Annotated in this window: 19 protein-coding genes; 2 read left to right on the top strand and 17 right to left on the bottom strand. The window is 71.1% G+C overall.

The genetic code is table 11. The features are described 5' to 3' along the window. Window positions 1-12: 12 nt before the first annotated feature. The 17 genes from ACFYX0_RS36580 to ACFYX0_RS36500 form a co-directional block, all read right to left on the bottom strand. The gene (locus ACFYX0_RS36580) at window positions 13-897 is read right to left on the bottom strand and encodes a type II secretion system F family protein (RefSeq protein WP_388977252.1); all 885 of its coding nucleotides are present in this window, start codon (window positions 895-897) and stop codon (window positions 13-15) included. Next, on the bottom strand, window positions 894-1,847 hold the full coding sequence (locus ACFYX0_RS36575) for a type II secretion system F family protein (protein ID WP_388977249.1): 954 nt from the start codon (window positions 1,845-1,847) through the stop codon (window positions 894-896). The genes ACFYX0_RS36580 and ACFYX0_RS36575 overlap by 4 nt, the downstream gene beginning before the upstream one ends. Beyond that, window positions 1,844-3,220, bottom strand: a complete 1,377-nt coding sequence (locus ACFYX0_RS36570; protein WP_388977246.1) for a CpaF family protein — start codon at window positions 3,218-3,220, stop codon at window positions 1,844-1,846. Before ACFYX0_RS36570 ends, ACFYX0_RS36575 begins: the two co-directional genes overlap by 4 nt. Before the next feature lie 100 nt (window positions 3,221-3,320). After that, on the bottom strand, window positions 3,321-4,148 hold the full coding sequence (locus ACFYX0_RS36565; protein ID WP_388977243.1) for a hypothetical protein: 828 nt from the start codon (window positions 4,146-4,148) through the stop codon (window positions 3,321-3,323). Next, entirely contained in the window at window positions 4,148-4,792 is a 645-nt protein-coding gene (locus ACFYX0_RS36560) for an SAF domain-containing protein (protein ID WP_388977308.1), read from the bottom strand. The genes ACFYX0_RS36565 and ACFYX0_RS36560 overlap by 1 nt, the downstream gene beginning before the upstream one ends. Window positions 4,793-4,867: 75 nt before the next feature. Continuing rightward, window positions 4,868-5,719 (bottom strand): ATP/GTP-binding protein, encoded by an 852-nt coding sequence (locus ACFYX0_RS36555; RefSeq protein WP_388977240.1) that lies wholly within the window; start codon window positions 5,717-5,719, stop codon window positions 4,868-4,870. Continuing rightward, window positions 5,713-6,099 (bottom strand): hypothetical protein, encoded by a 387-nt coding sequence (locus tag ACFYX0_RS36550; protein ID WP_388977237.1) that lies wholly within the window; start codon window positions 6,097-6,099, stop codon window positions 5,713-5,715. The genes ACFYX0_RS36555 and ACFYX0_RS36550 overlap by 7 nt, the downstream gene beginning before the upstream one ends. A gap of 666 nt (window positions 6,100-6,765) precedes the next feature. Next, a complete protein-coding gene (locus tag ACFYX0_RS36545) occupies window positions 6,766-7,686 on the bottom strand; it encodes a replication-relaxation family protein (RefSeq protein WP_388977234.1) in 921 nt (306 codons plus the stop codon). Then, window positions 7,683-10,307 carry an ATP/GTP-binding protein gene (locus ACFYX0_RS36540; protein WP_388977231.1) on the bottom strand — a complete coding sequence of 875 codons (2,625 nt, stop codon included), beginning with the start codon at window positions 10,305-10,307 and terminating at the stop codon, window positions 7,683-7,685. The genes ACFYX0_RS36545 and ACFYX0_RS36540 overlap by 4 nt, the downstream gene beginning before the upstream one ends. Continuing rightward, window positions 10,283-10,927 carry a hypothetical protein gene (locus tag ACFYX0_RS36535; RefSeq protein WP_388977228.1) on the bottom strand — a complete coding sequence of 215 codons (645 nt, stop codon included), beginning with the start codon at window positions 10,925-10,927 and terminating at the stop codon, window positions 10,283-10,285. Before ACFYX0_RS36535 ends, ACFYX0_RS36540 begins: the two co-directional genes overlap by 25 nt. After that, entirely contained in the window at window positions 10,924-12,033 is a 1,110-nt protein-coding gene (locus tag ACFYX0_RS36530; RefSeq protein WP_388977225.1) for a C40 family peptidase, read from the bottom strand. Before ACFYX0_RS36530 ends, ACFYX0_RS36535 begins: the two co-directional genes overlap by 4 nt. A 35-nt stretch (window positions 12,034-12,068) precedes the next feature. Beyond that, window positions 12,069-14,855 (bottom strand): hypothetical protein, encoded by a 2,787-nt coding sequence (locus tag ACFYX0_RS36525; protein WP_388977222.1) that lies wholly within the window; start codon window positions 14,853-14,855, stop codon window positions 12,069-12,071. Between the two features lies 1 nt (window position 14,856). After that, a complete protein-coding gene (locus ACFYX0_RS36520) occupies window positions 14,857-15,207 on the bottom strand; it encodes a hypothetical protein (RefSeq protein ID WP_388977220.1) in 351 nt (116 codons plus the stop codon). After that, entirely contained in the window at window positions 15,207-17,897 is a 2,691-nt protein-coding gene (locus tag ACFYX0_RS36515) for an ATP-binding protein (protein WP_388977217.1), read from the bottom strand. Before ACFYX0_RS36515 ends, ACFYX0_RS36520 begins: the two co-directional genes overlap by 1 nt. After that, a complete protein-coding gene (locus ACFYX0_RS36510) occupies window positions 17,894-18,475 on the bottom strand; it encodes a hypothetical protein (protein WP_388977214.1) in 582 nt (193 codons plus the stop codon). Before ACFYX0_RS36510 ends, ACFYX0_RS36515 begins: the two co-directional genes overlap by 4 nt. After that, window positions 18,472-18,807 carry a hypothetical protein gene (locus ACFYX0_RS36505; RefSeq protein WP_388977212.1) on the bottom strand — a complete coding sequence of 112 codons (336 nt, stop codon included), beginning with the start codon at window positions 18,805-18,807 and terminating at the stop codon, window positions 18,472-18,474. Before ACFYX0_RS36505 ends, ACFYX0_RS36510 begins: the two co-directional genes overlap by 4 nt. Further along, entirely contained in the window at window positions 18,804-19,736 is a 933-nt protein-coding gene (locus tag ACFYX0_RS36500; protein WP_388977209.1) for a conjugal transfer protein, read from the bottom strand. The genes ACFYX0_RS36505 and ACFYX0_RS36500 overlap by 4 nt, the downstream gene beginning before the upstream one ends. A gap of 525 nt (window positions 19,737-20,261) precedes the next feature. Between ACFYX0_RS36500 and ACFYX0_RS36495 the strand changes: the two genes are divergently transcribed. After that, window positions 20,262-20,603, top strand: coding sequence for a hypothetical protein (locus ACFYX0_RS36495; RefSeq protein WP_063785050.1), 342 nt, complete (start codon window positions 20,262-20,264; stop codon window positions 20,601-20,603). Then, entirely contained in the window at window positions 20,600-21,265 is a 666-nt protein-coding gene (locus ACFYX0_RS36490) for a nucleotidyl transferase AbiEii/AbiGii toxin family protein (RefSeq protein WP_388977206.1), read from the top strand. Before ACFYX0_RS36495 ends, ACFYX0_RS36490 begins: the two co-directional genes overlap by 4 nt. The last annotated feature ends 729 nt before the right edge of the window (window positions 21,266-21,994 follow it).

Raw genomic sequence — 21,994 nt, 5'->3', positions numbered from 1 at the left:
GTGGGGATCGTTTTAGACGGTGAGCATGCGGATCACGGCGGGGAACGCCATCAGCAGCATCACGAGGACGGCCAGGAGGGCGCCCGGGGCGGTCATCTTTTCGCTGGCCGTGTTCGCTTCGGCGGCCTGGTCGGCGAGCAGTTCGGCGTTGAGGGCGGCGGTGCGGGCCCGCAGCGCTTTGTAGACGGCGGCACCGTCGGTAGCCGAGCCGCGCATGATGTCGGCGACGTCGTCCAGGACGGGCAGGTCGTACTCGTGGGCGAGTTCCGTGAGCGCTTGATAGGGCGGGATCTTCTCCAGCCGTGCCCGGCGCAGTGCGCCCTGCAGGTAGAGGAAGGGCCAGCCCTGGCCGACTTCGGCGGCCTTTTCCAGGGCCTCGGCGGGGCCGGCGTCGGCGGCGCGCTTGAGGGCGACCAGGTCGAGGTAGGCGGACAGGGCGTGTGCGAACTCCTGCCGTGCCCGCTTGGCCTGGTCCCGCACGGCGAGATCCGGGGTGATGAACAGCAGGGCTGCGACGAGGAGTCCGACGCCGGCGGGCACGTAGAACGGCAGGCTCACGCCCGCGATGATCCACGGAATCGTCGCGATCACCGGGCAGAGCAGACCCAGTGCGGCGAACGCGGTCTTCTTGAGCATGAACTGGCCCGGCCCCTGCCCGAGGAGGGCCAGGTTCGTGGTGGGCACCTTCACGCCCGGGAGCCGTTCGAGGCGGGCCAGCAGCCACCGGCCCCACACCTCCTCGCGGTCCAGCTCCGGCTCGGGCATCGTGAAGGACGCCGGCGTACTGCGCTGCAGGGCCGGCCCCAACGCGGGCTGCGGCTGCAGGAGTTCCCGGATCAGCAGGGCGACGCCTGCGCCGACCGTACCGCCGGTCACAACAACGGGGAGCAGGTTCACCAGGCGGCCCCTTCCGGTTCCCGGGCGGCGATCGACAGGTCCGGCTCCGGCACGGGCGCAGGCAGCCGGACAATGCTGGTCGGGTCGGTGACCAGGAACCGCGGGATGCGGCGGAAATTGCCCAGCTGCCGCATCAGGGCGAGCACGCCGACGAACCCGGCCGTCAGAAAGGCGAGTACGAGCTGTCCCAGCAGTGTGGAGTACGGCTTCGTGTAGGACGGCACGAAGAATCCCGCCACCACGACGCCCACGGTGATGATGGTCATCCACCGTACGGTGGTGCGGGGCTTGGCGCGGTCCGCCTCGATGGCGCGCTTCTTGGCGACCTCCTCGCGGACGGTGCCCGACAGATCCTCCAATGCCTGAGCCAGGCCCGGGCCGCGGTCGTTGACCGACAGGATGAGCGCGGCGACCACCTTGTCCGCGGTGACATCGTCGAGTTCATCGGCGAACGCACGAAGTGCTCCGTCTGGCCGCCATCCCAGGCGCAGCCGGTCGGACAGGTTGATGATCTGACCGGCGAGCTCGTCCGGCGCCCCTTGACGGCTGGTGATCATCGCCTGTTCCAGGCCCATGCCCAGCCGCAGCAGACCGGCCAGCCGCTGGGTCCACTCGCTCAAGGCCTCCAGCTGACCGATGCGGTCCTGCGCCATCTGTGCCGGGCTGATCAGCCAGGGCACGCCGATGACGGCCGCGCCTATCAGCGCACCCCCGACGAAGTTCCCCGAGACCAGCCACACGGCCACGAACACCACGACGGCCGCGACCAGGAGGGTCCGCCGCCGCAGCCGGGCGTCCTCGCTCTGGTTCTTCCCACCGCGCCAGGCTGCCTGCCAGCGCTTGAGCAGCGGGGCCCGGCGCGGCGCAGTCGTGCCCACGACACCCGCCACGACACCGATCAGCCCACCGATCACGGCCATGCCGCACAGCAGCCCGAACAACAGTGTCATCGGCCCACCCTCACCTTCAGCGGCAGCGGAGCCGGCCAGGCCCCGTACGACTCCTGCAGCAGGCCTGAGTCGAAGCCGACGCGGCGCAGGTCGTCGATGCAGCCCGGGTCCATCCGCGGTACCGCCCGCAGCTCCCCCCACTCGCGGCCAGGGGAGAAGACCTCATTGGTGGCGGGCCGGCCCATCTCGCCGATCCCGGTCAGCTCCAGCACGTGGGAGACGTAGCGGTGCCGGCGGCCGCCGATCTGCGTCTCGTCCGTCATGTCGACGTACACGATGAAGTCCAGACCGTTGGCCGTCTGCCGGTAGGCCAGCTGCTCGGACAGGTTGCCCTGGGCGAGCGCGTACAGCTCGGCGATCCGGTCGAAGACGATGTCCGGGCGACGCGCGTGAATCGTGCACAAGTTGCCGCCGGAGCCGTTGGTCAGCGCCTGCATCATGGCGACGACTTCGGGGCCGCGGACCTCGCCGACCACGATCCGCTCCAGCGACATCCGCAAGGCGGGATGCATCAGGTCCAGCAGCGTGACCTCGCCGGCACCGCGCCCGGTGACGTCCTTCTCCCCGTTGGACTCGCGGCCCACCAGGGACACGACCTGCTTGTGATAGCCGTTTTGGTGGGCGAACAGCTCGTCCTCGGTCTGGATGGTCGCGAACCGGCACTCCGGGTCGAACTCCTTGAGCATCGCCCGCATCAAGGTCGTCTTCCCGGCCTTCTGCTTCCCCGCGATCATGATGTTCTTCTCGGCGCGCACGGCGGCGCCGAGGAACTCACGCAGGATCGGGTCGATCGTGCCCAACTGCACGAGGTCGTCGAGATTCGCGTGGGAGACCCGGTGGCGGCGGATGACCGCATACGTCATCGGCCCGAGCCCGGTAATGGCCTGCAGACGAGAGCCGTCCGGCAGGGACAGGGCGAGGGTGGGATTCGCGGTCGAGATGGTCCGCTCACTGTGCCCCGATCCCCGGGCCAACTCCCGCAGCAACTCCAGCAGCTCCTCCTCGGAGTCCGCGACGGGGCCGACCCGGCGGCGTTCGCCGTCGCCGTAGTCGAGCCACACCTCGTGCGGGCCCTGGATGATGATGTCCTCGACCCGCTCATCGTCCAGGTACGGCTGCAGCCGCCCGGCCCGAAAGAGCAGGTCGTACACGGCACGCCGCAGCGCCTCATCCTCCTGGGGCGTCATCGCCTGCGCGTCCGACCACAGCGCCACGGCCTCGGCGATCCAGTTCAGACAGCGCTGCTCCTCGCCGGCCCGGTCCACGTCGGGCTTGGTCTTCAGCAGTTCCTCACGCTGCTTGGCGACCTGCGACGCAATGTCCCGGGCCACCCGGTAATCGACCGTGACCTGAGGAGCCGCCGCACCGAGCACCTGCGTACTCGAGGCAGCACCAGCAACTGCCGGCGTTCCGTTGCTCTGGTGCCCCCACTCCTGAGGCACCGGTGCCACCGAAGGGTCAGGGTGCAAAGGCCTAGCGTGCACGGGTCACCTCCCCACCTGCCGCGCGCGCACCGCGCGGATCGAGCCGGGCCCGGCGCATGCCGGCCCGCTGCACCAGCAGCGTGCTGCCCGTGCGGGCGGCCTTCATCAGCGGCGACCTGGTGAAGTGGCGTGGCTGTTCGGCGCCGTCGGACAGCACGCGGGCGTCCTTCGGCGCGTACGGCAGCGTGGCGATCACCGGCACCTGCAGAACCCGCTGCACCTCGCCCGCGGGATACGGGCCCTCGTCGATCATCAGCACGCCGACATCACCGACGCGCTCCTCCAGCGCGCGCACCCGGCCCTCTGCCGCTTGCAGGCAGCGAAGGGTGTTGCGGACCACCACGAACGTGGCGTCGGCCTGCTCGGCCAGGACCCCGCAGGGCCCGAACGCGCCGCGGCGACCGAGGTCGATGAGGACGTCGTGGCCGCTCTCGGCCTCGATACCGCGGAACATCCGCGCGAGGACCTTCCAAACCTGGCCGAGGCTCGCCGACTGGGCGGGATCGGTGATGCCGGGCAGCAGCAGCCGATCGCGCGGTGACTCCTGCTTGCCGTCCTCACTGCTCAGGTCGATCAGCTGCCGCCAGAAGGCTTCGCTGAACTCCCCTTTACGGGCGGCGACCGAGAGGTTGCGCAGCCCGTACCGATCGCCGAGCGTGCCCTGCAGCAGCCCGTGCAGCACGGCCCCGCCATCCGGGTCGCACTCGGCCAGGATCATCCGCCGACCCGCCTCCAGCGGCCACGACAGCAGCAGAGCAAGCGCGCTCGTGGTCACACCGGGCGCGCCGCTGCAGCCCGCGAGGGCAATGACCGCCATCAGCTACCGTCCGGAGCAGCGAGGACCAGGCGCAGGGCGCCGGCCGCCTCCCACGCGGCGGCCGTGGGACCGTCGGTGGCAGAGGTGGCCACGTCGACGACCACGATGCCTGTACCGGGGGCGGCGCCGGACGCCTTCACGACCCGGCCGTCGATGGTCTGCGGGGTCGCGTCGGACGTCTTGCCGGTGTCCGTCGTTCCCTGAGCCGGGACGTGTACCAGCTGCACCTTCTGGCCCGGCACCAGAGCGGTGGCCGGGATCTGCTTGGGCTCAAGGCCGATCGGCACCAACTGCTCGCCGGCCTTCACCAGGTTGTCCTTCGTCACCTGCGAGGGCGCGAGCAGGGAGCCGGGCTTGAGTTCCACGGCGGCCCGCTTGCCCACCACCGACTTCAGGTCGTCGGAGGGCACCGCCTTGACGGCCGGGTCCAGGGCGACGGACGCCTTGCCCAGGTCGCCCTCGGTGAGGACCTGGCCGACCTGGACGTCGCGGACCACGGTCACCACGTCGGTGCGGTCGCCGACCTGGAGCAGCAGGACGGCAACTCCTGCGCCACCGGCGGCGATCAGCGCCAGCGACAGGGCGATGACGCCTGGTCGTCGCCTGCGAGCTGACACCCGGGGCGGGGCTACGGGCCCGGCCATACGTCCCTGGTGGGGGACGCCGTTCGGGGCTGTGCCTACTTGGGTCTTGCTCACCGTTCTGTCCTTCCGGCGGCGTTACCTGACGACCTGTACTTCGCCGACCGCCACCTGCGCGTTGGTCTGCCGGACCTCGGTGAGCTGGCCGGCTTGTCCGCCGCCCTGCCAGTTGATCGTCCACGTTGAGGTCGCGGTCACCGGGAACTTGCTGTTCTGGGCACCGGCCGAGGTCTTGGCGTACACGTGTCCGCAGGTCGGAGACTGGGCCATGCCCTCGGACGATGTGTACGGGGTGCCGGGGCCGGTGCATGTCACGGAGGCACCGTCGCCCATCGTCCACACGATCTTCGACACCTCCGCGGTCGCGGTGACGGTGACCCCGCCCGCCGTCGCCGACGCGGTGTTCGGTCCGTAGGTCGTGGCGCTCTGGTTGACCCACATCCACATCGGGACACCCACGGTGTACTTCCCGGCCGCGCGCGGGCTGGCAACGTCCGGGCCGAGCAGCGTCATCTTGTCGACGGCCTGCTGCGCTACGACCTGCGGGGGCACGGCGGGTGTGTTCACGCCCTGATTGGCGGCGCCCACGCCCATGTCGACGAGTCCATTGCCTGCATCGACGGAGCACACCCACCCGTAGACGGTCTTGCCGCCCTGGTAGTACTCGCTGCCTGGAGGGGGCTGCGGGTCCAGGGGGCGCGAGCTGCAGTCAGGCGGCTTGCTGTTGCCGCCGGGGGTGTTCTGCCCGGAGCCGGTCTGCCTGCCGCTCCGCCCGCCGGTCTTGGCGCTGGTGCCCACACCCACGCAGAACGACATCAGGTCGCAGTTGCCCTTGCTGATGTCCGGGTCGTCGCTGGCATGTGCGGAGGCGGCTCCTGCGACGAGTAACGCGGAGGCCATGGCGGTCACGAGGGTGTGGCGACTCAGCATGTCTGGTTCTCCGGCGTGACTCTGACGATAACCCAGCTGCCGTACCACTTCTCCGCCACGACCTTGGTGACGTACTTCGTCAGTCGGTCTTGGGGGAGGCTGACCTCCTGCCCGTTGGACTTCTTGACGAGCGTCCAGCGCGAAACGTCGGTGCAGTCGGTCAATGAACCCAGCGGCACTTTCCGCTTTGTGTCGACGGAGTCGACCTTGGGGGCCAGTACCGGCTTGCCGGTCGCCACAAGCCCCTTGGCTTTCAGCGCCTTCACTTCAGCCTCGGCTTGGAGGTAGGCCTCGGCGACGGCGTACTTCTTCAGATCCGTACCCAGCACACTCGCCTTGGCGTAGGCCTTGACCTTCTCGTCCCAGTACTTCCGGTACACGGCCTCGATCGGAGCCCCTGAGTCTGCGCTTGCCGACACCGAAGAGTTGGTCGGCGACGGCGCAGCGGCGGACGGAGACTCCTTCTCCCTGGGGTCGCTCTTCGTTGAACTGTCGCTGCAACCGGCCAGGACCAGCAGACTGCCGGCTAGTAGCAATACGGTTGCGTGCTTCCGGATGCGAACAGCAAGGGTGTTGTGCTCTGAAGAGCATTGTTGTGTAGCTGTCACGTTGTCTCCCCGTGTGACACGGCGTGGTCGACCGCTGCCCCTGGCCTCCGACAAAGGGGCGAGCCGGAACCGCGGCCTGGTCCAGCTGCGGTAATGCGTCTGCGTGACTGCAAGATTACGCATGCGCCAGTCAACTTCCCAGCTCGATATTCGAACTCACTCGCGCAACTCGTAGCGTATCCGGTCACTTTCGGAACCGGATGTCGATTTGTGGTTCTGTCCCTTTCCGGTTGCTCATTACGTTTGCTAACCACCTTGCCTTGCCTGGGTGTTGAAGCCATCGGTCCAACAGATCAACGACGCACAGCGGCGGAGAGATGCAGGGGTTGCTCGAACGCCACCCAAAGATGCCGAAAAAGTTCGGCCGTTTCCGGCGCTGGGCGGTCTGCGCGTCGGCACCGTGCTGGTTGCGTTCCGCGGGGTTGGCAGGTCTGTGTGTCAGAGCTGTGTCCAGGAGCGGCGCTTGCCGTCGGTCAGCGGTACCCATACATCAGCGGAGGGGCCGTGTTCTTCGAGGTCGTCCAGGATGGCCGCGCCCATCGGCACCTGTCGGGCGAGCGTGCCTACGAGGGGGTGCTCGGCCACCATGGCCTGCAGGTCGCTGATCCGGTTGCCCAGGACGTAGCGGGAGGCGCCGGTCAGTACGAACAGCACGCGGGGGAAGACGGGATACCAGCGCAGCCATACCGCCCCGGGAGCGGCGGGCTGCTGCTGGCGTGGCCGCCGCAGGGGCTGTGGCTCGTAGGACCACAGCCGTGCGTAGTCGATGAGTTTGGTGGCGAGGCGTTCGCTGCTCATGGTGGCCCGGTCGACTTCGACGACTGCCCGGAGCTTTGTCCGCTGGTCCGCTTCGATGAGGGTGTAGTGCATGACCGCGTCGGCCACGACTCTCTCGCCCTCGCCGATTGCGTGGGCTACTTCGGGTGTCCAGTCGAGGTGGCTGTGTTCGTCGCCGCGGTGGCGTGCGTCGGTGACGAAGGCGAGGTGGGTGCGGAGCACGGTCAGGGTGTGGGGGGTCTTGAGGGAGGCGGCTGTGGCGGAGGTGATGGGGTAGGGTGGCCGGCCGCGCATTTCGGGGAAGTCGCGGGTCAGTCGGGCGCCCTCGGGTGTGAGGTGCCAGGCGCGGGTGCGGTGGGAGCGGGGCAGCACGGTGTGAGCGACCAGGCCTTGCCGGCGCAGCGTGTTGAGGGGGCGGGAGATGGCCTGTCGTGTCGCGTGGGGCCGCAGCAGGTCGTGGAGTTGGGTGGTGGTGGCGATGCGGTGTTGGGCGAGGGCGGCGAGGAGTTGGTGCGACAGCGGCTCGATGGGGCTGGGGGTGTGCCCGGATGGGATGGTCTGGGTAGCGGCGGTAGCGGTCACTGGTATCCCTTCGGTTTGTGCAGGCGTACGGCCGGTGTGGCGGTGGTGTGCCGGGCGAGGAAGCCGTTCACGCGGTCGAGTTGGTCGGCGGCCCGGGCCGTGAGGTCGTGCAGTGGGGCCGTGCCGGCCGTGGCCAGAGCGAACTGCTCGAGTTCCGCTGCCCGGTGGGGGCGGGCGTGGTGGGCGAAGACGTCGTCGAGGTGCGGGCCGTTGATCTTGACGGGGCCGACGCGACGGCCTCCGACGGTCAGCGACATGTAGTGCTCGAACCGGTCCAGGGCGGCGACGACGGCTGGGCCTGGCTGGTCGCCCCACTCCGCGGTGATCGGTGCGATGGCGGACTGCGAGCCGGCGGTGGATGCCAGGGTGGAGGCGTTCTGCACCAGCGACAGCCGCACTGGTTGGGGCAGGCGGCCCAGCAGCTGGGTCATGCCGTGGACGTGCACCTTGTATTTCCGGAAGTCTTCGAACATGGCGGCGATCGTCTCGGGTGCGGCGCCTGTCAGGGTGATCAGCTCGTCGAAGTACGGGCGGAAGGGAACTCGCTGGTTCTCGGGGGTGTCGCGGCGGGATCGCACGGCGCGCAGCAGGTCTCGGGCGAGCAGCGCGGTGATCAGGCGGTCGGTGGGGCCGTTGCCGCCGGGGCACACCCACACGATCATCCGGTGGTCCATCGCTGCGCGGATGTTGTAGACGCCGGCCGGCTGTCCGAGGAAGGCACGCGTGACCGGGTTGGCGGCCAGGCGGGCGATCGGGTTGAGGATGACGGCGAAGGCGTCGGGGGGAAGGGTGGGGAACACGGTCTGCCACCACGAGCGGGTCTCGTGATCGAGACGCCCCTCAACGGCTGCGAGGGCTGTGGAACGGAAGACCGGGTCGGTCAGTAGGGCCCGCACGTGGAAGATGGTTGCCTGGTCCTCGCTCTGTCCGGCCTGGCAGGCGGCTTCGTTGACGGCTGCCAGGACGGCCAGTGACGCGGTGAGGATGGTGAGTGCGCGGGGTGCGCTGGCGTCGTCCCAGCCAAGGGCTGAGGCGTAGGCGTCTGTGACGGCTTCGACGACCTCGTGTGCCCTCTGCCCGTGGTGCATGCCGATGGGGTTCCACGAGCTCACCTGCGGGTGGGGGCCGTTGGCGTTGAGGTCGATCAGCGCGATCCGCTCCATCAGGTGGTCGTGGGCGAGGAACGGCAGCGCGCGTGGCCAGGAGTCACGGTGCGGGTCGACGAACATGAGCCCGCCGCCTGCGTGGGCCCAGCCGATCGCCTGCGCGAGGGCACGTTCGGTCTTGCCGCCGCCGGCCCTGCCCACGCCGACCTCGAACAGTGTCTCGGCGGCGTAGGTGGCGACCAGACGGCGGCGGCCGTCGGGGCCTCGGTAGATGCCCTGCAGCAGCAGCTCGGGGTCGCCGAAGGCGAAGGTCGGCAGGTCGCCTGCCAGCAGCGGCAGCCGGCAGTGGACGGTGGGGGGTTTGAGCAGGCCGGTCAGCTCCTCCAGCCGGACCCAGTTCGGCCTGGGTGGCTGGCAGTGCCCCAGATCCCAGCGGCGTTCGAAGCCGCGACGGCTGGGCCACCGGTCCGCCCCCAACCGCCACGGGCCCACCCGCCAGCCGCGCATCGCCCACCGGGAGCGCCCGCCGAACACATCCAGCGCGGCCTGGAGCTGGGCGAGCCGGGCCTCGGCGCGGCCTTCGGTGTTCGATGCGCACATCACAAGGAGCTGCACCCGGGCGAGGTGGTCGTCCTCGGCGAGCTTGCCGAGCGCTTCGTCCCGGTCCACGCGGCGCGGGAGGGCAGGCACGACCAGACGGCGCCCGCCTGCGCCCTGCTTGCCGGTGACCAGTTGCTGCAGCTGCCAGGTCAGCGAGTCCTCGGCCCCGGTGGCGTCGTGGCGCGCCTCTCGGGCGGCGCGCTGGGCTTCGCGCCGCTCCGAGCGCCGCGCGGCACTCATCAGCTGCAAGCGGCGCGCCCGCAGCGCCCACTTGGGGGAGCGCTGGATGTCCAGGCGAAGCTCGGCGAGGTCCCCGAGCTCGGGGCGCAGGTCGCAGACGGCGTCGATGAGGGGCTGCAGGGGGTCGGGAGCCAGGGGCACCTCCCGCAGGGGGGAGGTGGGGGTGCCGCGCAGGATGAACTCCGCCCGCACCACGTGCCGGCGCGGCTTGTCGAGGATCGGCCGGGCCCGGTTGACGGTGACGTTCGGCCCGAACGGGGTGATGGACAAAAGGCGTTCGCCGCCGGCGGGGCCTTCGATGCGGTAGCGCAGCGGGCTGGAGCCGTCCGCACGCAACCGGATCTGCACGCTCTTGGCCCGGCGCGGCGCCCACCACGGCATGCTGGTGGAGGCCCGGGCAAGCTGCACGCCACGGCGGAAGATCTCCTCAAGGCTCGGGTCGAAGTGCCGCGACGGCATGAGTTCCAGCGCCATCCGCTCGGCGGAGGCCTTCCTCGCCAGGCGGCGCACCACCGCCTCGCACGCGGCCCAGACGATGACCGCGGCCAACGCCAGCACCCACCAGTAGGTGACAAGCCAGCCGATGGTGTGGACGGTGCCGGTGAGCAGGCCGAGTATCGGGCCCGATGGCGACGGGGCGGCCTGGCCGGTCAGGTACGGGGCTGCGGAGTCCACGTGGACGCCCCCTTCGTCGTGGTGGTGCGGGTGAAGTGCCAGTCGGTGATGCGGCCGTCGGTAAAGGCGCCGCCGCGGTCGGCGCCGGCCCACACCAGGTGCACCACCGCCCGGTCATCGGCGCCGTCGCGGCGGGCGATCACCGCCTGGACCCGGAACCGAGCGGTGGCAAACGCCGGCACCAGCCCCTGCCCGGAAGCGGTGAAGACGCCGGGCCAACGTGCGCGGCCGGTCCCGGTGGCGTCGGCGCGCAAGAGAGCGCGCCCGGCGGCCAGCAGTTCGCGTGCGTCGCGGTGGGGGAGGTCTGGCGGCCAAGCGGCCTCCAACGCCCGTTGAATGGCCGTATCGCCGGCGGTGCCTTCGCCGTGCGGCGGCAGGGCGGACTTAAGGGCGGCCGGTGTCGACGCGGGCGGCGAGGAGGGGGCCGCGGCGAGGGGCGGCTTGCCTGCGGCAGGCGCGGAGATGTCCGCCGTCGGTTCGGTGGCGGCGTGCGCTGTCGGCGGCGCCGCTGGGGTAGGGGACGTCTGACCGTGCGGCATGCCGAGGAGGGCGGCACCGGCGACGGCGAGCATGACGGTGCTCAGCGACAGCAGACGCGGTGGGTGTGGGGTGGTGGTCATAGCAGCCGTGCTCCCCCTGCGTAGCCGGACATGGCGTTGACCGAGTCCAGCCGGACGACGGTGCCCGGGCGGGCGGCGTTGATCATTTGGCCGCTGCCGGTATAGATCCCGACGTGGTAGATCGTGGAGTCGTGTCCGGGGGCGTAGGCGTAGAAGACGAGGTCGCCCGGTGCGAGGGCGCCGGTGCCGAGACTGGCGGGGATCCGCCGTCCTACGCCGGCCTGGGCGGCCGCGGTACGCGGCAGCCGGACGCCGGCCTGGGCGTACGCATACAAGGTCAGCCCCGAGCAGTCGAAGCCCTTGATGCTCGTGCCGGTCTTGCCGCTGGGTGAGCAGCAGATGCCGTACGACGGGCCGCCCGCGTTGCCGCCGCCCCACGAGTAGGGCACGCCCCGCTGGGAGAGCGCCCCCTCGATCACCGTACGAACGTTCCCGGACACGTTCTTCAGGCCGGGGTCCTTGGCGGCTGCGGTGTACTGGTCGATCCAGCCCAGCACGTCGGCGGCGTACTCGCTGGAGTGGTTGTACTGCCAGATGGCGGCCTTGAGCTGGGCGCGTTTGGTCAGGTCGCGTCCGTTGCCGCACAGGTAGACGGCGGCGCCGAGCGCGGCGTCGTCGGCATTGTGCGGGTCGGCGATCTTGTCGCCGTTGGCGTCCGTGCCGACCGACTCCCACGTGGAGGGCAGGAACTGGAAGGGGCCAACAGCCCGCTCACCGGTGGCGGTGCCGTCCCACGTGCCGCCGTCGGTGTCCGGGAGGACGGTGGTGTTGCCGCCGGTCCCTGATCCGTTGAGGAGTACCCCGTAGATCTTCGGGCGGATGTCGCCGTTGTCGGCGATGGTGCGGCCGATGGCGTGGTTGGACTCGACCTTGGCGATCCCGGCAAGGATGGGCCAGCGCATGCCCCTACACCCGGGCACATGCTGTCCCACCTGCTGGACGGCGTTCTTGTAAGCGGCCAGCATCCGAGCGGGGATGTCCGCCGCGCCGCCGCCCGCGATCCCACCGTCGTCCTGCATCCCGGATTGCAGCGCCACGAACGCGCCGATGGCGTTGGAGACGGGGACTGCGCAGCACACGGCGGTGAAGAGCAGGAGCACCGTCACACACCCCCACCGCCCCAGTCGGGCCCGGGCCCGGCTCACTCGCTGTCACCGCGCTCGTCACGCCGCCGCGCTCGCTCCCGGCGCAGCCGCTCGGCTTCGGGCGCGGTCCTGCGCAGCAGCTCCTGCATCCGGGCGCGTGCCTCGTCGCGCGCACCGCCACGTGCGCTCTGACCGCCGGGCAGGACCGGCCTGTCCGCCGTGCCGGGCGCGTCGCTTGTGCGGGGCGGGGTGTATCCGGGCCCCGGCCAGGGCCACGGCCCCGGGTCCGCCGCAGGGGTGTGGCCGCCGGCCGGGGACGGCGGCGTGCCGGCCCTTGCCGCGGCCGTACCTGTACGGCCTGCCGGGGTGCGGGGCGCGGACGGACGTGGGGGAGTTCCCGCGCCCCGGGTCGTGGCCGGCGCTGCAGCGGCCGGCAGGCGGCGGCTGTGGAAGGGGCCCATGCCGCCGCGGTCGTCGGTGTGCTCCCGCATGACCCGGGCCACGTGCCGTCCTGTGTCCGCCCACGCCCGACTGTCCTCGCGAACGGTGTTGCCCCACACCCGCACCTGCTGGCGGGCGTCCTGGGCGTAGCGCGAGCCGCCCGCCCGTGCGCGGCGGATGTTGGCGGGCAGGCCGACCGTCGCCCCGTACGCGGCACGGCCGCCCCGGTTGAGGATGCGGTAGCCGCGCAAGCTGACCAGCCGGTTGTGGGCGCGCGTCGACAGCAGGGTGCGGTCGGCGCTCTGGTCGTGCAGGACCTGGCCGGTGTTGCGGTCGATGATCTGGCCCCCGGCGTTGCGGTAGCGGTCGGGCGGGCCGCCGGGCCTGCGCGGCCCGCCGCTGCCCGGCCCGCCACCTGGCCCGCCTGGCCCGCCCGGACCGCCGGCGGAGGGGCCGCCTGCCTGCGGGTCGTCGCCATCAGCGGTGGGCCTGCGCCACTTGGCCAGCTGCTCCCTGTCCGGCCGCTTGCCGATCAGCAGCCAGTGCGCGCCCTTCACACCGAGCCGCGCACCGAGTCCGCCCACGGCGGCCGCCGCGGTGAGCGGGGCGAGACCGCGTCCGGCCTCGGCGGTGGCGTCCGCGAACATGCCGCCCGTGTCCACGGGCATGCCCGCGCCGTCGAACAGGGACGTCAGCGCGCCCATCAGCCGGTGACGGGTGCCGAGCATCCCGTACCGGCCGCCACTGCCGCCGGTGAGGGCACGCAGCCCGCCGCCGTAGCCGCCGAGTGCGGCGGGGGAGTTCATGGCGAGCGCGGCGCCGAGTTCGGAGGTGTCGCCGGGCATGTGGGTACCGCCGACCTTGGCGTAGCGCATCCGCATCGCCATGCGCCGGCCGAAGGAGGTGATGCCGGTCAGCAGGCGGCGGTGCCCGGCCGCACCGGCGATGGCCAGGACATCGATGAGCAGGATCCGCTCCACCATCAAATCCGGCCCATTGGTGATGGTGGCGTCCACGGCGATGCCGAAGAACGGCACGAACGCACACACCCCGACCAGGGCGAGGACCGCGATGCCCCACAGCGACAGCCACTTCCACACCGACTGGCGTGCCGGCCCGGGCAGCATCCCGGCGACGAAGGTGACCCCTCCGGCGGCTGCGGCCGCCGCGCAGATGCCCTGAGTGCCCAGCATCACGATGGCGCTGGACAGGAGCATGCCGCAGATGAACAGCGCCGCGATCAGCAGCAGGGCGGCGCCGCCGACCCGCCACCACGTGGGCTTTTCCGCGTAGTCGGCGCACGACTTTCCGACCGGCCCGGCCCTCTTCATGTCCTCAAGGAAGGCGGAGAACTCGCGGTCCTCGTCGGTGACGATCGCGTGGGAGGAGTCCAGCAGCTCGCCGCCCGGAGTGAACTCCGGCAGACGGTCACCGCTGCCGGGGGAGGCGTCGGCGTTGCGCTGGCAGTACTGCTTACCCGGGCCGTGGACCAGCCTGCAGGCGTCCTTCGCCTTGTCCGAGGGGCCGCTTGCCTTGTATCCGCCGATGACCCACTTCAGATGGACGGCGTAGGCGGTGCGGTCGGATTCCTTGGCCGGGTCCAGGATCCGCCCGTACTGCAGCAGCATGTACGGCTTGACGATCAGCGCGTTGGTGATCGAGTCCTGGATCGGGCGGGCCACCTCCGTGGCGGAGACGGGCCCTTCGCGCTCGAGTTCAAGGCACTTCAGCTCGGCGTTGCCGCCCATGCCGTCGCACGGGCCCTTGCTGGCGAGCTTGCCGCCCCAGTCATAGGAGTTGACGCTCTGCTGGGCCACCTCGGCGGCCACCTGCTGGCCCTGGCCCAGCGGCCCGTCCTGGGCGAGCAGGTAGTCGGGGCGGACGAACGCGGACGCGGCCAGCGCCCCGATCAGCAGAGTCAGAAACATCTCGCCCAGACCGCGGCCGACGCGGCCCCGCACGATCATGAAACCGGTGAACGTGAACGCCCACGCGAGCAGCAGCCCCTTGAGCCCGAGCGTGTCGACGACGACGTGGTCGTAGGTGCCGGCGACCTTCTGCGCCGGACGGGTCAGGACCTTCAGCAGCGGGAACCGGAAGGCCACCTCGATCGCCCACCCTGCCAGCCCGACCAGCAGCCGGATCACAGTGAACAGACCGGACAGCGCGAAGGCCAGTGCCTGGCTCTTGAAGGCGACGATGGAGCCACCGGAAGCGTTCAGGTCGTACCCGTCGATCGGCACACCCTCGGACGAGTAGATGTTCAAAGGGGCGAGCAGGCCTCCACTCTCGCTGTCGCTGCCGGCCGCGTAGACCACCTGGGTGTTCACCAGGAGGAACACCCCGGTGAGCAGGACGAGGAAGCCGGCCGAACGCAGGGTGGCGCGGTCTGGACGGAACACGTCAGCGCCGCCTTCGCCCTGCGGCGCTGCGCAGCCGCCACACCACGAGAGCACCCACGCCTGCACCAGCAGGCACCAGCCCCCACGCTCCGCCAGCCACGTGCCGCTGGTCGGCGAGTGCGGAGCTCGCGGCGCCGCGCTCGCAGTACGCCTTGGACGGGCCCACGATCAGGGCGCAGGGATCCCGGTGCGCGGCGTCGGCGGCGAAGGCCCGTCCGGTGTGCGGCCACCACGCCCGAGGCACGCCCACCCCGAGGGCGAGAACGACCGCGGCAGCCACGAAGGCGATCACGGTGAGGACGCTTGCGGCGGCGGTAACCCGCCGCAAGCGGTCCCAGGAAGAAGTAGTCATCAGAGGTGTTCCTTTGGACGGGTCTGTACGGCCTCACCGGCGAGCGGCTCCGGCACGGAGGGGGAGGCAGCGCTCGTGCGGCGTCCTGGAGTGGTGGTGATGGAGGTGGTGATGCGCGGGATGCGGGGGATGGAGACCTTGATGCGGCCGGTGTTCTGGCGCGGGCAGGTCAGCAGGAACTCGCCCTCCCGGCCCTTCTGGCCGACCGGGGACAGACCGGTGGTCACCAGCCGCAGCAATTCGCCGTCGCTCGGGTCGAGCCCTACGAACTCCAGGCCACGACGCGCGCGTTCCCGGTCCGCGGTGCGGGCGAGTGCGCGGTAGGCCATGAGCCCGCGGTCGGGGCCGAGTTCCTCGGCGTCGTGCGAGCCCGCCAGGAGCCCGGCGCCGTGCTTGCGGCCGTCGTGGAGGATCTCGTGGACCAGGGCCGTGCCCTCGGCGGAGGAGGTGAGCCAGTACAGCTCATCCAGCACGACCGCGGTGAACCGCTCGGGGTCCTCGAACGCGGTCTGCCGGGCGATCGCGGCGATCAGGTAGAGCACCGCGCGGCCGATCAGCGCTTCCAGCGGCTGCTGGTGCAGGACCTCCGGCTTGTCGAACGCGGCCTTCGGCGGCAGCTTCAGACCGGTCGTCGTGATGACGATCATGTCGGAGGCGCTGGACGCGTCCAGCCGCACCGGCGGCAGCGTCGGGTCGAACACCATCCGTGCCAGCGAGTTGGTGGCGACGACCCGGATGAGGCCGGCGAGGGTGGCGGCCGCGTCCTGCCGTTTGCCCCCCTCGCTCGCGGCCATCTCGTCGAGGACCTCCAGGACGCGGTGCATGGACGGGGCTTCGCTGAGGGCGGCCCGCTCAACGGCGTGATGCAGGACCTCGCCGTGGGTGCTCATCGGGCCGATGCCGAGCTGCAGGGTGAGGTAGGACAGGGCGTAGTGGCGGCCCTCGGGGCCGTCGAACATGCGCAGCGGGTCGATGGACACCTCGGCCTGAGCGGCGTCGATGATCTGGACACGCCCCTTAACCGCGGCGCGGGCGAAGGTGGCCCACTCCCGTACGGGGGTGCGGTCGATGCAGATCGCGCAGCCCCCTCGCGCCCACACCGCCTCCGCGATCAGCTTCTGCAGCACGCTCTTGCCCGCGCCGAGATCCCCGACGATGCCCATCGAGGCGGACGCGTCGACCTTGGGCGCATCGGCCACGTTGATCATGACGGGGCGGGTGGTGCCGCAGTCCAGGTCGATCCCGAGGAACATCCCGTTGGGGTCGCCGACCTCTGCGGCGGTGAAGGCCCCGGAAAGCGCCCAGTCCTCGCTGATCTGGTGCTGGGTGAACTCCCGTACGACGCCGGGCCGCACGGTGCCGGGCAGGCCCAGGGTGAACAGGGCCTCCTGCAGGCCGGCCGGGCGCACCGCGCGGTAGTCGGCGCCGCCGAGCAGGGCGGCCAGGGCGCGGGCCCTGGCGTCGCAGACGGCGGCGGTCGGCCCCCACACCGTCAGCACGGTCACCGACTGCACCTCGACCTCCACGCTGGTACGGGACAGGCGGGCGTCCAGCTCGCCCAGGTCGCGGGCGGCCTCGGTCAGCGAGGCCGGCATGCCGGTGGGGCGGGCGTCGTACTGGTCGGCCTGGTCGATGAGTTCGTTCTTCTTGCGCCGCACCTGGTCGCGCGCCTTCTCCGCGGGCACGAGGGTGAGGTCGACGGTGTAGTCGACGGGAAAGTCCAGGGTCTCCAGCTGGGCGAACAGGTCTGCGGCGTCCTGGCTGACGGCGGGCGGGCACTCGGCCAGCGCCAACTGCGCCTGATATCCCACCCCGGCGTCGGACTCGACCTGCAGCCAGCGCCGCCCGAGGGGAGAGCCAGTGTTCAGCCGCCACCAGGCCCTGCGGCCCGACCGCGTGATCCAGCCCGCGCTCTTGAGCTCCTCGACGTTGTCCAGGTCGGGGTCGATGCCGCCTTCCTGCAGACGGACCTGGCCGAGGTCGGCGTAGCTGGGGGAGCGCAGCACCCCCTCACGGAGCTGCCCGCCATACAGCTCGCTGCTCTCGGCCTCGGCAAGCAGCGGCTCGGCGAGGCCGCGGTGCAGGGCGTGCTGGATCATCCACACGACCTCCGCCGGGCGCGCCGGGCGGAAGGCGATGCCGCCGGCGAGCGAGGCCTCCACCCGCGAGGCCTGCTCGCGGTAGGCGCTCACCTCGCGCCGGGCCACCGGCGCCGGCCGCAGGCCCAGCATCGGGGCGACCTCGGCCCACGCCGCACCGAGCGACGCCGACACCTGAAGGCCCGCGGCCTCGGTCTGCAGGGGCACGGCCAGCCACAGGGTGCGGCGGTGCATCTCCTGGTCGTCCAGCAGATCCAGGGTGGCCTCGACGTTCTCCACCCACGGGTGGCGGCCCGCACCGGGTGCCTGCTCGGCCGGCTCGATGCCCTCGATCATCCTGAGGGCGATCTCGCCGGGGTCGACCTGGGCGCACATGCCGTACAGGCGCGGGGCCCCGGACAGCGAGCGCACCAAATGTGTGATCTTTGCCAGCTGTTCGTCGCGGACGGCGGCGGGCACGTAGGTGCCCTGGACGGTCTCCTCGCGGCGTCCCTGCGCGTCCGGGCCCGGGTGAAGGCGGTAGAGGGCCCACACGCTGCCCTGCGTCGACCACACCAGGTGCCCGGCGATGTGACGGATCGGAACCCTCACCGCGCACCCCCGCTCTGCTGGGCGAGCGCGAGCAACTGCTGCACACCCGACACCGGCCCCGCTGCCACCGCGGGAGTAACGGACTGCGTGCGGCGGGGTCCGGACGTGCGGTCTGTGGCCGGGTTCGGGTGCGGCGCCCGGACTGGACGCCGCTGAACCGCAGGGGAGGGTGCGGCCTGCGCGGCGGGGCCGTGCGCGGGCGTGTCCTCGATGGTGAAGCCGCCGAGCAGCGGCCGGGACGCACGGTCGCGGGCGGCCCGCCCGCCGATCCGCCCTCCGCGGGGCTGCCAGCCGAGCAGCACCCAGCCCAACGCTGCCTGCATCGGAGCCCGGCCCCGGATCTTCGGCCGGCGCACCATCCAGATGACCAGGACCCACCCGACGATGGGGACCGGCCCCATCCACGACCACCAGCCGATGGTCTTGATCAGAAGGAAGCCGCCGCCGACCGCGACCGCGATCTGCGCGGGCGTGTACGGACCGAGGGGAATCTTCCAGTCGGCGACCTTGCCCAGCACCCACGGGTGGCGGCGGGCGGCGGTGTAGAAGCGGCCCACCCGCGCCGCGGCCCCGGTCACAGCCACCCTCCCGGCGAGCGGTCACGGGAAGCCGGGACCTCGCTCTGGACGATGCCCGGGACGGCGGGTGCGCCTTTGGACGGGTTCTTCACCTCGTCGGTGAACATGTTCGCGAGACTGTCGCGCGCGTTGTACAGGCCCAGCGCGATCACCATCAGCAGCAGGGCGCCGATCCCCGCCTTCAGCGAGAACTTCTGGATCATGATGACGACGACGAGAGTGAGCAGACCGGTCTGCAGGCCCTTGGTCGCCCAGTTCTTGAACATGGTGATCCAGCTGTTGCCGAGATCGTCCAGCTGCCCGGCGAGCACCAGGCTGTGCACCGTGTTCACCGGGCACCCCCGCCCTGGGCGGTCCCGGACTCAAGCCCTGCGACTTCCCACCGGCCCGAGCGGGCCTTGAGCGCGAGCTCGTACGCCAGCGGCCAGCGCCCGTCGGCATCCCGGGCCTCCACCGATACGCGGACGCGGACCGTGGTGCCGTCGGCCGGGACCTGCCCGTCGGCCGCGGCCTGTTCGACGGCGGACACCTGCTGAACGGAGACCGCCTGGTACGGGGCGGGGGAGACGGCGGTGAGGTGCACGCCGGGCGAGAGGTAGCGGTCGACCTCGCCGGCTCCGGTCAGGTAGGCGGAGAGGAACTCTGCGACGGCGGAGGACAGCGCACCGTCGGGGACGCTCACGCCGTACGGCGACTTCGGCACCTCGGCCCGCGCCGGGCCGGCCACCACGGCGGGCGCGCCGGTCACCGTGAACGAGGCGCCCCTACGGTCGGTGGCCACCGGGACGGCGTAGTAGCGCAACCGTCCGTCGGCGTACTGCGCAGCCACCGTCACCGACCACGCGCCGGCCTCAAGCTGCGCACTGCGCACGGCCGTCACGGACTCCGGGACCGGATGCGCAGCGGCGACCGGACCGGGCAGGTCGACGTCCGCCGCCATCGACTGCGCAAGCCGCGCCTGCGCACTCTCGGCGTCGCCGGCGTCGCTGCGCAGCCATGAGCCGACGAACAGTTGCGCATAGCCCGCAGGATTGGCACCGACCGCCACGGTGCGCACGGGGGCGGGCTTCGTGGAAGGGGCGGCCGCCACGGTGGCCGGACCGGACAGCACCGCGATGCCCAGGGCGATGGGGCCGGCCGCGATCGCGGCGCATACAGCCAGCCGGGAGAGGCGGACGCGCCTGCGCATCCTCTCCAGCCGGGCGCCCGCGGTCGTCGGGGCGCCGGCCTCGCCCTTTGAGGCCTGCTTGCCAGGAGACATGGTCAAACTCCCAGGTCAGAACGTGTACTTGCTGACCTTGAGAAAACCCGTCGCCCCCGACCTGACCACCGACCACGAGATGCCGACCACGGTCACGAAGAGGACACAAAAACCGTGGTCGGGGTCATGGTCGGCCCGACCACAGGCCCGACCACGGGCTGGCCATGAGATGAGGACAGCAGACATCGCGTCCGGCCCGCGGCTCCCGAGCCAGGCGACCGCTGCGTGGGCCGACCGCCCCGGACGGGCCAGGGCGTGCGGCACAAGCTCAACCGGATCCGTGACGAGGTCCAGCGCAGGCGCGGCGCCTCCCCGAAGCCGGAGACCGATCCCATCCTTGAGAAGAAAACGCGCCCACGAACGGCATCCCGGCCGCTGCGGCTGGAAGATGGGAGTGCGGGTGCCGTGCCGGGTTTCCCCCGAGCCGGCACGGCACCCGCATGCCGTAGGGGTCGGGCAGACGTCCGGGCGACGCGGTCGTCGCAAGACGCGTGCACGCCCTCTGAGGTACGCCATACTGGTGGAGTGACCGCGCATGGCTCCGCAACCTCCACCCGCTGGGCTCACCTGGCCGAACGCCTCCCGGCGAGCCTCGAGGAGCTCTCCGGCCCCGACAGCGGGAGTGTGGAGCTGCCTTTGCACCTGGCCTGGTCCGGGCTGACCCGCTTCGACCTCGACGACGAACAGCTCCTTGTGGGCCTGTACCGCATCGTGCTCACCAACGGCCTGCGCGAAGACCTCACCCGCTACCTCAACGCAGACCTTCTCCTGCGCCACTGGCCACGGCTGCGCATCGCCCTCGGCCGGCCCGTGCGTACCTGCTGGGAGCAGCGCTTCCCACAGCTGGTGACCGCTGCCGCAGCGTGAAACTTCCCGACCTGCACCGCCGCCTGCTGAGCGACGTCCTCGCCTGCGGCACCACCTACGGCCTCGTGCTGGCCGGCGGATACGCCATCCAGGCCCACGACCTCGTCTCCCGCCTCAGCCAAGACCTCGACCTGGCCACCAATGCGGCCGCGGACATGACCGAGATCGCTCAGGCCCTCGTATCCGGCCTGGAAGAAAAAGGCTGGGCCATCAGCGTCGTCGAGCTCGCCCCCCGCATGGCCCGTCTGATTGCCACGGACCCCGTGAGCAATGCACAGTGCGAGGTCGACATTCTCAAAGAGATCTTCCACAAGCCCCCCGCTCAGACGGACGCCGGACCCACCCTCTCCCGCGACGACGCTGTCGGCCTGAAAGTCCGCGCATTGCACGACCGGGGCTTCCCCCGCGACGTGATCGACGTCTTCAGCGCCCGCGACCTGTACACGACAGGAGAATTCGAGCGGCTTGGCGCTCAGCACGACGAGGAGTTCGACCTCGAAGAACTCCACAGCCGACTCGAAGCCGTCGACTTCACCTCCGACCGTGAGTACGCCGCCTACGGAATGAGCCCCCACCAGATCACCGAGCTGCGGATGTGGGTCCAGCAGTGGCTGGACGACCTCGGACTGCGGCTCGCAGAGCCGTACGACGACAGCGACTGAGACCCCGTGCGGGGGCCTGAAGCCCGCCCTCGCCGCTCCGCCTGATCTCGTCGGCCTTCGCCCGGTCCACCAGCCAGGCGATCAACTGGCCATCCAGAGCACCCGCGTCCAGCTTGGCTGACGTGACTTCCTCCACGGCGTCAGCAGACGCGGTCACACCTGTCATCAGCTTCCTGTTCGAAGATCCACTGCGAAGCTGCGGTGCATGCCCTGGATGCCGTGGCTGCGCAATCGGGCTACGCCGTTGAGCTGAGGTGTTGCAACGACCACCAGAACCCAGATGGTTGACCACGGGCCTGGACCAGGGCCGGGCACGACAGAGCCGACAACCGCCGTGAAGGCGGCGGGGACGAGGAGCTCGCTCAAGCGATCCGGGGACAGCGCAGTGGGACAGGCCGCCCACGAATCGGGCGACCGCCGTCTCCAGGAATAAGCCTTCGGAGACCGATTGCGCACGCTCTGCCGTGCGCAACCCCAAGGCCGATGTGCCTCCGGCGGTGTGCGCAGTCGGCTGCACGTGCCGACTGCGCAGGACTGCTGGATTCGTTGCGCAGCTCGATGCGCAGCGCATGCCGACCCCGTTGCGCGGCCGCGATTGCGCAAGGCCTCCAAAGCCCCGTGGTGGGGGGGGGGGGGGGGGGGGCCGCCCGGCCCCCCCCCCCCCCCCCGCGCGGCCGCCCCCCGGGGCGTCCCGCTGCGGGGGGGGGGTTGTGGCCCCGCGGGGGCGGG

The sequence above is a fragment of the Streptomyces sp. NPDC002573 genome (assembly GCF_042889625.1).
Lineage (GTDB): Bacteria > Actinomycetota > Actinomycetes > Streptomycetales > Streptomycetaceae > Streptomyces > Streptomyces gibsoniae.
Note: the sequence above shows the minus strand (reverse complement) of the source record. Positions and strands in the feature narration are given on the sequence as shown.

Excerpts from the sequence above, each read along its gene's own strand:
- ACFYX0_RS36575 (WP_388977249.1), bottom strand. The coding sequence starts at position 1,847 with ATGACACTGTTGTTCGGGCTGCTGTGCGGCATGGCCGTGATCGGTGGG.
- ACFYX0_RS36565 (WP_388977243.1), bottom strand. The coding sequence starts at position 4,148 with ATGGCGGTCATTGCCCTCGCGGGCTGCAGCGGCGCGCCCGGTGTGACC.
- ACFYX0_RS36560 (WP_388977308.1), bottom strand. The coding sequence starts at position 4,792 with ATGGCCGGGCCCGTAGCCCCGCCCCGGGTGTCAGCTCGCAGGCGACGA.
- ACFYX0_RS36555 (WP_388977240.1), bottom strand. The coding sequence starts at position 5,719 with ATGCTGAGTCGCCACACCCTCGTGACCGCCATGGCCTCCGCGTTACTC.
- ACFYX0_RS36535 (WP_388977228.1), bottom strand. The coding sequence starts at position 10,927 with ATGACCACCACCCCACACCCACCGCGTCTGCTGTCGCTGAGCACCGTC.
- ACFYX0_RS36520 (WP_388977220.1), bottom strand. The coding sequence starts at position 15,207 with ATGACTACTTCTTCCTGGGACCGCTTGCGGCGGGTTACCGCCGCCGCA.
- ACFYX0_RS36500 (WP_388977209.1), bottom strand. The coding sequence starts at position 19,736 with ATGTCTCCTGGCAAGCAGGCCTCAAAGGGCGAGGCCGGCGCCCCGACG.